General features: G+C 60.1%; 16 protein-coding genes. 5 read left to right on the top strand and 11 right to left on the bottom strand.

All coding sequences use genetic code 11. From position 1 onward, the window contains the following. Positions 1–501: 501 nt before the first annotated feature. Complete coding sequence (locus BSF44_RS03595; protein WP_095942310.1) at positions 502–942, bottom strand: hypothetical protein; 441 nt, start codon at positions 940–942, stop codon at positions 502–504. Between BSF44_RS03595 and trmL the strand changes: the two genes are divergently transcribed. Next, complete coding sequence (gene trmL, locus BSF44_RS03590) at positions 941–1396, top strand: tRNA (uridine(34)/cytosine(34)/5-carboxymethylaminomethyluridine(34)-2'-O)-methyltransferase TrmL (protein ID WP_095942309.1); 456 nt, start codon at positions 941–943, stop codon at positions 1394–1396. The two genes, BSF44_RS03595 and trmL, sit on opposite strands and share 2 nt — an antisense overlap. Before the next feature lie 131 nt (positions 1397–1527). Here trmL and secB read toward each other — a convergent pair whose 3' ends face one another. Genes secB through BSF44_RS03575 form a run of 3 tightly spaced genes read right to left on the bottom strand, consistent with a single transcriptional unit; the run spans position 1528 to position 2739 of the window. Then, complete coding sequence (gene secB / locus BSF44_RS03585) at positions 1528–2013, bottom strand: protein-export chaperone SecB (RefSeq protein ID WP_008047739.1); 486 nt, start codon at positions 2011–2013, stop codon at positions 1528–1530. A gap of 56 nt (positions 2014–2069) precedes the next feature. Further along, positions 2070–2324, bottom strand: a complete 255-nt coding sequence (gene grxC / locus BSF44_RS03580) for a glutaredoxin 3 (RefSeq protein WP_008047737.1) — start codon at positions 2322–2324, stop codon at positions 2070–2072. Between the two features lies 1 nt (position 2325). Further along, on the bottom strand, positions 2326–2739 hold the full coding sequence (locus BSF44_RS03575) for a rhodanese-like domain-containing protein (RefSeq protein ID WP_095942308.1): 414 nt from the start codon (positions 2737–2739) through the stop codon (positions 2326–2328). 152 nt (positions 2740–2891) lie between these two features. On the opposite strand from BSF44_RS03575, the gene gpmI reads away from it, so the two are divergent. The 4 genes from gpmI (at position 2892) to BSF44_RS03555 (ending at position 8076) form a co-directional block, all read left to right on the top strand. Continuing rightward, positions 2892–4421, top strand: coding sequence for a 2,3-bisphosphoglycerate-independent phosphoglycerate mutase (gpmI, locus tag BSF44_RS03570; protein WP_095942307.1), 1530 nt, complete (start codon positions 2892–2894; stop codon positions 4419–4421). A 230-nt stretch (positions 4422–4651) separates the two neighbouring features. Then, positions 4652–5947: a murein hydrolase activator EnvC gene (locus tag BSF44_RS03565; RefSeq protein WP_095942306.1), complete on the top strand. Its 1296-nt coding sequence runs from the start codon at positions 4652–4654 to the stop codon at positions 5945–5947. Positions 5948–5978: 31 nt separating this feature from the next. After that, entirely contained in the window at positions 5979–7298 is a 1320-nt protein-coding gene (locus tag BSF44_RS03560) for a S41 family peptidase (RefSeq protein ID WP_095942305.1), read from the top strand. A 1-nt stretch (position 7299) separates the two neighbouring features. Next, positions 7300–8076, top strand: coding sequence for a divergent polysaccharide deacetylase family protein (locus BSF44_RS03555; protein ID WP_095942304.1), 777 nt, complete (start codon positions 7300–7302; stop codon positions 8074–8076). 127 nt (positions 8077–8203) lie between these two features. Here BSF44_RS03555 and BSF44_RS03550 read toward each other — a convergent pair whose 3' ends face one another. The 7 genes from BSF44_RS03550 to BSF44_RS03520 form a co-directional block, all read right to left on the bottom strand. Then, a complete protein-coding gene (locus BSF44_RS03550) occupies positions 8204–8959 on the bottom strand; it encodes an ABC transporter substrate-binding protein (protein ID WP_095942303.1) in 756 nt (251 codons plus the stop codon). Positions 8960–9030: 71 nt separating this feature from the next. After that, the gene (hisF, locus tag BSF44_RS03545; RefSeq protein WP_007972752.1) at positions 9031–9801 is read right to left on the bottom strand and encodes an imidazole glycerol phosphate synthase subunit HisF; all 771 of its coding nucleotides are present in this window, start codon (positions 9799–9801) and stop codon (positions 9031–9033) included. Between the two features lie 9 nt (positions 9802–9810). Then, positions 9811–10548 (bottom strand): 1-(5-phosphoribosyl)-5-[(5-phosphoribosylamino)methylideneamino]imidazole-4-carboxamide isomerase, encoded by a 738-nt coding sequence (hisA, locus tag BSF44_RS03540; protein ID WP_095942302.1) that lies wholly within the window; start codon positions 10546–10548, stop codon positions 9811–9813. Positions 10549–10590: 42 nt separating this feature from the next. Then, the gene (locus BSF44_RS03535) at positions 10591–10851 is read right to left on the bottom strand and encodes a DUF2164 domain-containing protein (protein ID WP_095942301.1); all 261 of its coding nucleotides are present in this window, start codon (positions 10849–10851) and stop codon (positions 10591–10593) included. Further along, positions 10852–11490: an imidazole glycerol phosphate synthase subunit HisH gene (hisH, locus tag BSF44_RS03530; RefSeq protein WP_008047713.1), complete on the bottom strand. Its 639-nt coding sequence runs from the start codon at positions 11488–11490 to the stop codon at positions 10852–10854. Then, positions 11490–12083, bottom strand: a complete 594-nt coding sequence (hisB, locus tag BSF44_RS03525; protein WP_003218037.1) for an imidazoleglycerol-phosphate dehydratase HisB — start codon at positions 12081–12083, stop codon at positions 11490–11492. Before hisB ends, hisH begins: the two co-directional genes overlap by 1 nt. 263 nt (positions 12084–12346) lie before the next feature. After that, positions 12347–14011, bottom strand: a complete 1665-nt coding sequence (locus BSF44_RS03520) for an OFA family MFS transporter (RefSeq protein ID WP_095942300.1) — start codon at positions 14009–14011, stop codon at positions 12347–12349. Positions 14012–14240: the final 229 nt, after the last annotated feature.

Below are 14240 nucleotides of genomic sequence, written 5' to 3'. Positions count from 1 at the left end.
TTACATCCAATCGCGAGCAGGCTCACTCCTACAGGGGAACGCATTCCAACTGTAGGAGTGAGCCTGCTCGCGATGCTTTTAGGGCCAGCATGCACCGCATCAATGCACGATGACCCGTGATCGGGCACATCCCGCCTTTCAAAATTCCGCCTGAAAACGTCAAAAATCCAAGTCTTTAAAAACACGAAAGCCCCGGTTTACGGGGCTTTCGCGTTTCTGATCCGCTTTTTTGTTTCAACAGATGAAAACCTGGCACGCCCCCTGCAGTACCTCTTACAGGTGATTCGATTCACCAACCCTTTCGGGGACCTTGGTACAGGCAGGCCGGGGATTCCCCTCTTTACATCGGGCTCACACCGCAACCGCGACGAGCCCAGCCGTTTTGGGGCCCTTGATACAGGCAGGTCAGGGGTTCCTTCTTTACACCAGGCTCAAACCGCATTCGCGACGAGCCTCCCGTTTTGGGGACCTTGGTACAGGCAGGCCGGGGATTCCCCTCTTTTATTGCTCCCGGAGATGGATCTCCAGCCGCCAGCGGTCTTCGACCTCGCTACCGGACCATTCACCCTGCAGGGGTCTGGCCGCCACCAGCGTCAGCAACACCCCCCCATCGCTCAAACGTACCCGCCAGTTCACGTCCCTGCCGCCGAACTTGAGTTGGCCTTTCTGCGCCTTGCCCTCGGCGTCAAACAGCAGCGCGACAGTGCCATCAACCATCTCGCCGTGGGTCTTGGGCTCATTGTTGAACCACACCACCAGCCCGTCATTCGTCACTTCCACCTGCTGCAACTGACTGGGGTCCGGCGTGGTCAGGCGACCGATCATCATCCCGACCATCACCCCGACAATCGCCAGCGAGCCCATTACCCGCAGGAATAGTTTCGAACGCACGCCTTCTGGCGGCGTAGAATGCGCGTCATCTTTGCCTTCGGAGCCGTGCATGTTTCACGTCATCCTTTTCCAACCAGAAATTCCGCCGAATACCGGCAACGTTATCAGGCTGTGCGCCAACAGTGGCTGCCACCTGCATTTGATCGAACCGCTGGGCTTCGAGATGGACGACAAGCGCCTGCGCCGGGCCGGCCTCGATTACCATGAGTATGCCACCCTGCAACGCCACGCGGACCTCGCCAGCTGCCTGGAGAGCCTCGGCCATCCACGACTGTTCGCCTTCACCACCAAGGGCTCGCGGCCGTTCCACGATGCCAGCTTCGTCCCGGGCGACGCATTCCTGTTCGGCCCGGAAAGCCGTGGTTTGCCCGCCGACGTACTGGACGCCCTGCCCAGCGAACAACGCCTGCGTCTGCCGATGCGCGAGGGCTGCCGCAGCCTGAACCTGTCCAATACCGTGGCGGTGGCCGTTTACGAAGCCTGGCGTCAGAACGACTTCAAGTAACACCGCAAAGCAAATGTGGGAGCGAGCCTGCTCGCGAAAGCGGTGTGCCAGGCGACATTGATGTCATCTGATACGCCCTCTTCGCGAGCAGGCTCGCTCCCACATTGAATTACTGTGGCGATTGAAACCGTTTACTGAACGGTCGGAGTCTCGCCAGCAGCCTGCATGCGTTGCAGCTCTTGAGCGTACAGTGCATCGAAGTTCACCGGAGCCAGCATCAGTGCCGGGAACGAACCGCGGGTCACCAGGCTGTCCAGGGTTTCGCGAGCGTACGGGAACAGGATGTTCGGGCAGAACGCACCCAGGGTGTGGCTCATCGAAGCGTCATCCAGATTCTTGATCAGGAAGATCCCGGCCTGTTGCACTTCAGCGATGAACGCCACTTCGTCACCGTTTTTCACGGTAACCGACAGGGTCAGCACGACTTCGTGGAAGTCGGCTTCCAGCGTCTTCTGACGGGTGTTCAGATCCAGACCGACGCTCGGCTCCCACTGCTGGCGGAAGATCGCCGGGCTTTTTGGAGCTTCGAAGGACAGGTCACGCACATAAATGCGCTGCAAGGAGAATTGCGGTGCAGTTTCTTCTTCGTTCGCAGCAGTGTTCTGTTGGTCAGTCATCGCAGATCCTTCTTGATCCAGGGTTCTTTTAGGTTTGCTTGTTTCGGGTATTGCCGTCAGGCCCTGAGCAACGCGTCGAGCTTGCCGGCGCGCTCCAGGGCGAACAGATCATCACAACCGCCCACGTGGGTGCTGCCGATCCAGATTTGCGGCACGGACGTACGCCCGGCTTTCTGGGCCATCGCAGCGCGCACCTGCGGCTTGCCATCGACCTTGATCTCTTCGAAGGCCACGCCTTTGTTCTCGAGCAGGTACTTGGCTCGCGAGCAGTAAGGGCAGTAATCGCTGGAATAGACGACGACGCTACTCATATCACTTCACCAGCGGCAGATTGTCGGCTTTCCAGCTGGAGATACCGCCGGACAGCTTGGCGGCGGTGAAGCCGGACTTCATCAATTCGCGGGCGTGGGTGCCAGCGGTCTGGCCCATGGCGTCGACCAGGATGATGGTCTTGGCCTTGTGCTTTTCCAGCTCGCCAACGCGGGCGGTCAGTTTGTCCTGGGGAATGTTCAACGCACCGACAATGTGACCGGCGGCGAAATCCTTGGCTGGACGAATGTCGATCACCACGCCTGCGTCCTTGTTGACCAGCCCGGTCAGTTCGCCGGTGCTCAGGCTACGGCCGCCGCCCTGCATTTGATAGGCAATCAGCAACGCCAGCAGTACGACGAAGATACCGACGAGAATGTAGTGGTTAGTGGCAAATTGAATCAGGTTAGCAACCATCGAAGGAGGTTCCAGGGCGTTAAAATGTCGGCCAGTATACACAGCCACTATGGTGGGCCAAACCCCGTCCGGCGGTGACGCGGCCGGAACTTCGCTTTAAACTGCGACTCCCTTTTCCATCGCCCCTTTTTACTTAAGCCAGAGCGGATTCCATGACTACCACGCCTAAACCTTTGGTCCTGATGATTCTCGACGGCTTCGGTCACAGCGACAATCCCGAATCCAACGCCATTTTCGCGGCGAACAAGCCTGTACTGGATCGTCTGTGGGCCACCGTGCCGAACGGCCTGATCTCGGGCAGCGGCATGGACGTCGGCCTGCCGGATGGCCAGATGGGCAACTCCGAAGTCGGCCACATGAACCTGGGCGCCGGCCGCGTGGTGTATCAGGACTTCACTCGCGTGACCAAATCGATCCGCGACGGCGAGTTCTTCGAGAACCCGACCATCTGCGCCGCCGTGGACAAGGCCGTCGCCGCCGGCAAAGCCGTGCACTTCATGGGCCTGCTGTCCGATGGCGGCGTGCATAGCCACCAGGATCACCTGGTCGCCATGGCCGAACTGGCCTTCAAGCGCGGCGCACAAAACATCTACCTGCACGCCTTCCTCGACGGTCGCGACACTCCGCCGAAAAGCGCGCAGTCGTCGATCGAACTGCTCGACGCGACCTTCCAGGCCCTGGGCAAAGGCCGGATCGCCAGCATCATTGGCCGCTACTACGCCATGGACCGCGACAACCGCTGGGACCGCGTGTCCCAGGCCTACAACCTGATTGTCGATGGCCAGGGCGAATTCAACGCCACCACCGCTCAGGAAGGCCTGCAAGCGGCCTACGAACGTGGCGAGAGCGACGAATTCGTCAAAGCCACCTCCATCGGCGAGCCGGTAAAAGTCGAAGACGGCGATGCCGTGGTGTTCATGAACTTCCGCGCCGACCGTGCCCGCGAGCTGACCCGCGTGTTCGTCGAAGACAATTTCAGTGAGTTCGAGCGTGCCCGCCAGCCGAAACTGGCCGGTTTCGTCATGCTGACCCAATACGCCGCCAGCATCCCTGCGCCGTCGGCTTTCGCGGCCGGCAGCCTGGAAAACGTGCTGGGCGACTATCTGGCGAAAAACGGCAAGACTCAGCTGCGCATCGCCGAAACCGAAAAATATGCCCACGTGACCTTCTTCTTCTCCGGCGGCCGCGAAGAACCGTTCCCGGGCGAAGAACGCATCCTGATTCCGTCGCCGAAAGTCGCCACCTATGACTTGCAGCCGGAAATGAGCGCACCTGAAGTCACCGACCGCATCGTCGACGCCATCGAAAACCAGCGTTACGACGTGATCGTGGTCAACTACGCCAACGGCGACATGGTCGGTCACAGCGGCGTGTTCGAAGCAGCGGTCAAGGCCGTCGAATGCCTGGACCTGTGCGTGGGCCGCATCGTCGATGCCCTGGAAAAGGTCGGCGGCGAAGCCTTGATCACCGCCGACCATGGCAACGTCGAGCAAATGTCCGATGAAACCACCGGCCAGGCACACACCGCCCACACCACCGAGCCGGTACCGTTCATCTATGTCGGCAAGCGCGACCTGAAGGTTCGCGAGGGCGGAGTGCTGGCAGACGTGGCGCCAACCATGCTCAAGTTGCTGGGCCTTGAGCAACCGGCGGAAATGACCGGGACTTCGATTCTGGTCTGATTGGTTCTCCAAAACGCCACAAAACCCTGTAGGAGCGAGCCTGCTCGCGATAGCAATCTGACAGTCAATATCGATATTGAATGTTAGGACGCCATCGCGAGCAGGCTCGCTCCTACAGTGGGTTTGCGGTGTTTTTCGATCCAGTTATCACACAGTCAGAAATGGGCATTTTTTTTGCCGCCCATGGCGGGCATACTAGGCCGTCCCTTTCCCTGGTGCCGCCCGCCCCTATGCTCCGCATCCTGACTGCCCTAGCCCTGACATGCCTGCTCCAACCGGCTTTCGCTGACGAGCGCGCAGATACCCAACAACAGTTGGACGCCACGCGTCAGGACATTGCCGAGCTGAAGAAGCTGCTGGGCAAGTTGCAGGAAGAAAAGTCCGGTGTACAGAAAGAGCTCAAGGGCACCGAAACCGAAATGGGCAAGCTCGAAAAGCAGGTCGACGCCCTGCAAAAAGAGCTGAAGAAAAGCGAAGCCGAGCTGCAGCGACTCGATGCGGAGAAAAAAAAACTCCAGAGCGCGCGCATTGAACAGCAACGACTGATCGCCATTCAGGCCCGGGCGGCCTACCAGAACGGTCGCCAGGAATACCTCAAGCTGCTGCTCAACCAGCAGAATCCGGAAAGATTCGCCCGTACCCTCACCTATTACGACTACCTGAGCCAGGCTCGCCTGGAACAGTTGAAGAATTTCAACGAAACCCTGCGCCAACTGTCCAATGTCGAGAAAGACATCGCCATGCAGCAGGCGCAATTGCTGGTGCAGCAAAGCAGCCTCGACACCCAGCGTGACGAGCTCGAGAAAGTCCGCAAGGAGCGCCAGCAAGTCCTGGCCAAGCTCAATGACGACGTAAAGGCTCGCGATCAGAAACTGGCGGCGCGCGAGCAGGATCAGGCAGACCTGTCTAAAGTCCTTAAAACCATTGAAGAAACCCTGGCACGCCAGGCTCGTGAGGCAGAAGAAGCGCGGCAAAAAGCGCTGATTGCCCAGCAGGAAGCCGAAAAAAAGCGTTTACGTGAGGCCCAGGCGCAGGCAGATGCCAGCGATGACGCCCCACGCAAGCCAGTCAGATCGTCACCCGGCGCACTGGTTTCCAGTTCCGGCGAGACCTTTGGCGGTCCGTTTGCGTCAACCCGCGGCAAACTTCCCTGGCCTGTCGATGGTCGACTGCTGGCGCGCTACGGTGAAAGCCGTGGCGACGATGCCCGGACCAAGTGGGATGGCGTGATGATCAGCGCGTCTGCCGGCAGCACCGTGCATGCGGTGCATGGTGGTCGCGTAGTGTTTGCCGACTGGCTGCGAGGCGCCGGGTTGCTGGTGATCCTCGACCACGGCAACGGTTTCTTGAGTCTTTATGGTCACAACCAGACGCTGCTCAAGTCTGCGGGTGATGTGGTTAAAGCCGGTGAGTCCATCTCCACTGTCGGCAGCAGTGGCGGGCAAGACACGCCAGCGCTGTATTTTGCTATTCGTCAGCAGGGTCACCCGAGTGATCCGGCGCAATGGTGCCGCGCGCAAGGATAAGTGCGTTACCTAATTCAGGAGTTTGTTAGACATGCTGCATTTGTCCCGCCTTACCTCGCTGGCCCTGACGATCGCCCTGGTGATCGGCGCGCCTCTGGCGTTTGCCGCTCAACCAGCGCCGGCGGTTGCGCCTGCGGGCACTGCCGCGACCACCAAGGCGCCATTGCCGCTGGATGAGTTGCGCACCTTTGCCGAGGTGATGGACCGGATCAAGGCCGCTTATGTCGAACCGGTGGACGACAAGACCCTGCTGGAAAACGCCATCAAGGGCATGCTCAGCAACCTCGATCCGCATTCGGCCTACCTGGGCCCTGAAGATTTCGCCGAGTTGCAGGAAAGCACCAGCGGTGAATTCGGCGGCCTGGGCATTGAAGTCGGTGCCGAAGACGGCTTCATCAAGGTGGTGTCGCCCATTGACGACACTCCGGCCTCCAAGGCCGGCATTCAGGCCGGCGACTTCATCGTCAAGATCAACGGCCAGCCGACCCGCGGCCAGAGCATGACCGAAGCCGTGGACAAGATGCGCGGCAAGATCGGCCAGAAAATCACCCTGACCCTGGTCCGCGACGGTGGCACGCCGTTCGACGTGACCCTGACCCGCGCCGTCATTCAAGTGAAGAGCGTGAAGAGCCAGTTGCTGGAATCGGGCTACGGCTACATCCGCATCACCCAGTTCCAGGTCAAGACCGGCGAAGAAGTCTCCAAGGCCCTGGCCAAAATGCGCAAGGAAAACGGCAAGAAGCTCAAGGGCATCATTCTCGACTTGCGCAACAACCCGGGCGGCGTGTTGCAGGCGGCGGTGGAAGTGGTCGACCACTTCATCACCAAGGGCCTGATCGTTTACACCAAGGGCCGCATCGCCAACTCCGAGCTGCGTTTCTCTGCCACCGGCAAGGACGAAAGCGAAGCCGTGCCGATGGTCGTATTGATCAACGGTGGCAGTGCCTCGGCTTCGGAAATCGTCGCCGGTGCCCTGCAGGACCAGAAACGCGCAGTCGTCATGGGCACCACCAGCTTCGGCAAAGGCTCGGTACAAACCGTGCTGCCGCTGAACAACGAGCGCGCATTGAAGATCACCACGGCGCTGTATTACACGCCGAACGGTCGCTCCATCCAGGCCCAGGGCATCGTGCCGGACATCGAAGTACGCAAGGCCAAGATCACCAGCGAGCAAGACAGCGATTACTTCAAGGAAGCTGACTTGCAGGGTCACCTGGGCAATGGCAATGGCGGCGCCGACAAACCGACCGGTTCCAGCGGCAAAGCCAAGCCGATGCCGCAGGACGATGATTACCAATTGGCCCAGGCCCTGAGCCTGCTCAAAGGGCTGAGCATCACGTCCGGCCGTTGAGATGCTTCTACGGTTACTGATCGGTCTATTGTTTTGTCTGGCGGGTGTTGCTCACGCAGAACCCGTCGGATCGACGCCCCACAAAGCCTACCTGAGCCTGATCATCGATGACCTGGGGCAGAACCTGCCCCGGGATCGCCGCGTGCTCGCCCTGCCTGGCCCTGTGGCCACAGCGATCATGCCCGACACGCCCCACGCCACCGAATTCGCCCGCGAAGCCCATCGCGCCGGTAAGATCGTCATCCTGCACATGCCCATGGACCCGGCCACCGGACCGTTTGCCTGGCACCCCGAGCTGCCCATCGAAGAGCTGGAAAAACGCCTGGATGCCGCGTTCAAAAGGGTCCCGTACACCAGCGGCATCAACAACCACATGGGCAGCCGCATGACCGCACAGCCAGCCGCCATGGCGTGGTTGATGGCGGATTTGCAGCGCCGGCATAAACTCTTCGTCGACAGCCGCACCAGCGCCCAGACCGTGGCCGCTGCCCAAGCGCAGAAGATCGGTTTGGCGAGCGTTTCGCGGGATGTGTTTCTCGACGATGAGCGTACTGAAGCGGCGATCCTGACCCAGTTGCAGACCGCGATCAGCCTCGCGCACAAGCAGGGTTCGGCGGTGATGATCGGGCATCCGTATCCGCAGACACTTGCGGTGCTGGAGCGCGAACTGCCCAAGCTGAAAGCCCAGGGAATCGAGTGGATCGATATCAAGCAAATGATCAGTGTGCGCGGTAACCGGGCGACGGCTGCGCATGGGAAGGATGGGGTGTACCGCTAATCCGCGGGCACCACCAAACAACTGTGTGCGAGCCTGCTCGCGATGGGGTCATGACAGTCATTGCAAATGTCGACTGTAAAACCGCTTTCGCGAGCAGGCTCGCTCCCACATTGATATGTGCAGGGCTCTACAGATACTGCGCCATGATCTCGTCCACCCGGCCTTCCTTGCGCATCTGGTCCAGCGCCGCCTGGAGCTTGGCCACCGTCTCGTCCGGCACATCCTTGTTCAGCGCCAGGTACAGTTCAGCACTGTTGAAACGCAATACGGTTTTCAACCCGCTGACCCCGTCCTGGCGCGCCAGATAGCGCCCGGCCGGATCACCGGTGGCCCACAGGTCGATCTGGCCGTTGACCAGTTTTTTCGCGTTGTCTTGATCACGCAGCACAACAATAGGATTGAGCCCCTGCTTGGCCAGCGTCTCGGCAATCGCATCGCCCTTGTAGGCGCCGATCTTGTATTTGCGCGCGTCATTGAGAGTTTCGAGAGTGATCTTGCTATCGGCCCTGGCCAACATGATCCAGTCGTCCGGGCCAATCGGGCCGACCCATTTGAAGAGTTTTTCACGATCGGGCAGACGCGCCATCACAAAGGCACCGTAACCGGGGTTTTCCAGAGCCAGTTTGTACACCCGCTCCCAAGGGAAACGCAGCGTCAGGCTGTAGGTAATGTCGGCGCGCTTGAACATCTCGCGGACGATGTCCACGGCAATGCCATTGATGTTCTCGTCCTGAGCGAAGTTCTTGCCGTTCTTCGCCATGTTGTACGGCGGGAAGTTCTCCGTCAGCAACACCAGGTCGGTATCGGGGCTGTCTTTAGCGTTTGCTCCGTTGATCAACAACAGAGATGCGCTGGCGAGGACGAGAAGAAAGCGTTTAAGCATGTCTGGCTACCGAAATCCATGGCGTACCCAAGAGTGCCTTGGGTACGCCATGGTGTCCACTGGCCTGTTGTTTAACGCATCACGATTCCGCGATGGGCCATATAGGCCTTGGCTTCCTGCACCGTGTATTCGCCGAAGTGGAAAATACTCGCCGCCAGTACCGCGCTGGCGTGGCCTTCGATAATGCCGTCGGCCAGGTGTTGCAGGTTGCCGACACCGCCGGAGGCGATCACCGGAATGCCCAGCGCATCGCTGATCGCGCGGGTGACACCCAGGTCGAAACCGTTTTTCATGCCGTCCTGGTCCATGCTGGTCAGCAGGATTTCGCCGGCACCCAGGCCTTCCATTTTCTTCGCCCACTCAACGGCGTCGAGGCCGGTTGGCTTGCGACCGCCATGGGTGAAAATTTCCCAGCGCGGGGTTTCGCCCGGCCCGGAAACCTTCTTCGCGTCGATGGCCACCACGATGCATTGCGAACCGAAATGCTGCGCGGCTTCACCGACAAACTCCGGGTTGAACACTGCTGCGGTGTTGATCGAAACCTTGTCCGCACCGGCATTGAGCAGGTTGCGGATGTCCTGCACGGTACGCACGCCACCGCCCACGGTCAGCGGGATGAACACCTGGCTGGCCATGCGCTCGACGGTGTGCAACGTGGTGTCGCGGCCGTCGACGCTGGCGGTGATGTCGAGAAAGGTAATCTCGTCGGCACCCTGCTCGTCGTAGCGACGGGCGATTTCCACCGGGTCACCGGCGTCGCGGATGTTTTCGAATTTCACACCCTTGACCACCCGGCCGTTGTCCACGTCCAGGCAAGGGATGATGCGTTTGGCCAGCGCCATGATCAGTCCTCAGCCTTTGTACGAATCGCAGAAAGCTTGCGCTTGAGCGACGTCGAGAGTGCCTTCGTAGATCGCTCGGCCCGTGATCGCACCGATGATGCCTGGCGCCTTGGCGTCGAGCAGGGTCTTGATGTCACCCAGGTTGTGGATACCGCCGGAAGCGATCACCGGGATCTTCGTGGCAGCAGCCAGTGCGGCGGTGAACGGTACGTTGCAGCCCTGCATCATGCCGTCTTTGGCGATATCGGTATAAACGATCGAAGACACGCCGTCGGCTTCAAACTGCTTGGCCAGGTCGATCACCTGGATAGTGCTGATTTCAGCCCAGCCGTCAGTGGCGACAAAACCGTCCTTGGCATCCAGACCCACGATGATTTTGCCCGGGAACGCGCGGCAGGCCTCGGCGACGAAGGCCGGATCTTTCACAGCCTTGGTGCCGATGATCACGTAGCTCACGCCCGCTTTCACGTAGTGCTCGATGGTTTCCAGGGAGCGGATACCGCCGCCGATCTGGATCGGCAGGTTCGGATAACGCTTGGCGATGGCGGTGACCACCTCGCCGTTGACTGGCTGGCCTTCGAAGGCGCCGTTCAGGTCGACCAGATGCAGACGGCGGCAACCGCCCTCCACCCACTTGGCAGCCATGCTCACCGGGTCATCGGAGAACACCGTGGAATCTTCCATACGGCCCTGGCGCAGACGAACACAGGCACCGTCTTTAAGATCGATAGCGGGAATAATCAGCATCTGGCAAACCTTCAAATTTGAATGATCAGCTTGGCTCGGAAATCAGTTTTTCTCGAGCGCCCACAGGTCGCTTTCGATGCTTTCGAACCTCTCTTTGAGATGCGCCTGCACATCGAAAATCGCCCTGTTGTAATAGTGCGGAGCAATTTCACGGGTAAACAGCTCAAGAATCTCCGCCGCCTCGAACGAGCCGAGGTCGAGTTCGAAGCGGTCTTCCATGAAACGCTTGATCTTGCGATTGGCCTCGCTCTCCTGCTCGGGAGTGAGGGTCAGAATCGGCGGCTTGGATTTCTTGGTTGCCATTTACCAGCGACCGTCCCACGCAGCGAAGTTCTGCAGCAATTGCAGGCCATGGGTATGGCTTTTCTCCGGGTGGAACTGCACGGCGAAACGCGAGCCTTCGGCCAGCGCAGCGGCGAAATCGACACCGTAGTGACCGCCACCCACCACTTGCCGCGCGTTGGCGGCAGCGATGTAGTAGCTGTGCACGAAGTAGAACCGCGCCATGTCCGGAATGTCGTGCCACAGCGGGTGACTGACCTTCTGCTTCACTTCGTTCCAGCCCATGTGCGGGACTTTCAGGTGTTCGCCGTCTTCGACCAGATCCTTGCCGAAGAACTTCACCGCGCCCGGGAACAGGCCGATGCAGTCGACACCGTCGTTCTCTTCGCTGGTATCGAGCAAGGCTTGCATGCCCACGCAGATGCCAAGGAACGGACGGTCCTGGCTGACTTCACGCACCAGCGAATCGAAACCGAGGCGACGGATCTCCGCCATGCAATCGCGAATCGCGCCGACGCCGGGGAAAACCACCCGGTCGGCTTCGCGAATCACGTTGGCATCGCTGGTGATCAGCACCTTGCCTGCACCCACGTGTTCGAGGGCTTTGGCCACCGAGTGCAGGTTGCCCATGCCGTAATCGATAACCGCGACTGTCTGCATTACAGGACGCCCTTGGTCGAAGGCATTTGCCCGGCCATGCGGTCATCGAGCTCCACGGCCATGCGCAGGGCGCGGCCGAAAGCCTTGAACACGGTTTCGATCTGGTGGTGGGTGTTGGTGCCACGCAGGTTGTCGATGTGCAGGCTGACCAATGCATGGTTGACGAAGCCCTGGAAGAATTCCTGGAACAGGTCAACGTCGAAGCCGCCAACGGTGGCGCGGGTGTACGGCACGTGCATCTGCAGGCCTGGACGGCCGGAGAAGTCGATCACCACGCGCGACAGCGCTTCATCGAGCGGCACGTAGGCGTGGCCGTAGCGACGGATGCCTTTCTTGTCGCCGATGGCTTTGGCAAACGCCTGGCCGAGGGTGATACCGACGTCTTCCACCGTGTGGTGGTCATCGATATGCAGGTCGCCCTTGCTGACAATATCCAGGTCGATCAACCCGTGACGGGCGATCTGGTCCAGCATGTGCTCAAGAAAAGGAACACCGATATCGAATCGGGCCTTTCCGGTGCCATCGAGGTTGATCGAGGCTTTGATCTGGGTTTCCAGAGTGTCGCGCTCGACAGACGCCTTACGTTCGGCCATCACCAGCTCCGCAAAATCATTGGGCGAAAAAGGCAGCCATTATAGGCGTGCGGGCGCCAAACAGAAACACGCGAGGTGATATCCCTGACGGAGTGAATTCGGAGGTGTCGGCGATAGACATGTCCATACAAGCCATTTCAGACACCCCAAAACAACTGTAGGAGCGAGCCTGCTCGCGATGAGGGTCGTTCATTCAACATTTCTGTCGACTGTCAGACCGCTATCGCGAGCAGGCTCGCTCCTACAGGGATAGTGCGTTTTACTTAGTGAAACAGCACCGCCGTCTTCTGCAGGGTCACCCACACACCCCACGCCAGCGGAATACCCACCACCAGCCACGCCGCAATCGCCAGCGGCTTGGTGCCCGGCGCGGCTTTCCACTCCAGCACGGTGCTGCTGTCAGCGCCTTTGTCATGGCCCAGCGCCTGTTCGGCGGCCAGTTCGGCGTCGGTCATGAAGTACTTGTCCGCCACCGGACGCACCAGCAGGTTGCACAGGAAGCCCAGCACCAGCAGGCCGGCGAGGATGTACAGGGTGATGTCGTAAGCCGCCGCACGCTCGACGCCGATGCTCAACTGATACTCACGCAGGTAGTTCACCAGCACCGGACCGAGCACACCGGCAGCAGCCCACGCCGTCAGCAGACGACCGTGAATCGCACCGACCATTTGCGTACCGAACAGGTCCGCCAGATACGCCGGAACAGTCGCGAAACCACCGCCATACATCGACAGGATGATGCAGAACGCCGCCACGAACAGCGCGATGCTGCCCAGGTGACCCAGGTTCGGAATCAGTCCGTACAGGGCAAAGCCCAGGGCGAAGAACACGAAGTAAGTGTTTTTGCGGCCCAGGTAGTCCGAGAACGAAGCCCAGAAGAAGCGCCCGCCGATGTTGAACAGACTGAGCAAACCGGTGAAACCGGCAGCAATGGCGGCGATCGAAGCCAGTTGCGAGGCGTCCAGTTGACCGAAGGCCAGGTCATTGCCCAGCAACTTGCCAGCGAACACTTCCTGCAACAGCGGCGACGCCATGCCGAGGATGCCGATACCGGCCGATACGTTCAGGCACAGCACCAGCCATACCAGACGGAACTGCGGCGTCTTCCAGGCCACATTCACGTGAACATGGCGATGAGTGATCATCGCGTTCGAGGCTTTTTTCGCCGGGGCCGTCCAGCCTTCAGGCTTCCAGCCGGTTGGCGGAACGCGGTAGGACAGCGCGCCACCGATCATGAACACGAAGTAGATCGCGGCCATCACCAGGAAGCTCTGCCACACGCCGACGCTGGTTGGCGAAGCGAAATGCCCCATCAGCGCCGCCGCCAGTGGAGCGCCGACCATTGCGCCGCCGCCGAAGCCCATGATTGCCATGCCGGTCGCCATGCCGCGCTTGTCCGGGAACCATTTGATCAGGGTCGACACCGGCGAAATGTAGCCCAGGCCCAGGCCGATACCGCCAATGACCCCGGAGCCGATCCACATCAGCCAGATCTGGTGGGTATACACCCCCAGCGCCGAAATCAGCAGGCCGCCGCACCAGCACAGCGCCGATACGACCCCGGCCTTGCGCGGTCCGGCATGTTCCAGCCAGCCACCCCAGATGGCGGCCGAGCAACCGAGGAAGATGAAGAACAGGGTGTAGATCCAGCCGAGCATCGAGATCGGCCAGTCACACTGGGACGAAAAGACTTGTGCGATAAAACCCATGTCCGGTGCGCAGGCCACTGGAGCGGTGATGCCCAGCGCCTTGGACAGCGGCAACCAGAACACCGAAAAGCCATAGGCCATGCCGATGCACAGGTGGATGGCCAGCGCGGCCGGTGGCACCAGCCAACGGTTGAAACCGGGCTTGGCGATGATCCGCTCCTTGGACAGGAACGCAGGCTGGTCGGCGCTGAAGCCGTCCGCCGTGATGCTCGTGGTCATTGTGTATCCCCCAATTGTCAGTATGGTTCGCCAGCCACAGCCCACTCCCGGCCTCTATGCACGCAGACATGACCGTTTTATCGGTGGAGCACCTTGTTGTGCGACAACAGGTCGCAGAAGGACGGACGAACGGGCAAAGGTTACCATTTGCAAGTGACAGAAAAACCAAACTGACATCACCTTTTGTACGTCAACTGATCTCTATCGCCTCATGACCCCACAGGAATCA

Source organism: Pseudomonas sp. ACN8, assembly GCF_002303925.1.
GTDB lineage: Bacteria > Pseudomonadota > Gammaproteobacteria > Pseudomonadales > Pseudomonadaceae > Aquipseudomonas.
The sequence above is the reverse complement of the archived record's forward strand: the minus strand, read 5'-3'. Positions and strand labels throughout refer to the sequence as shown.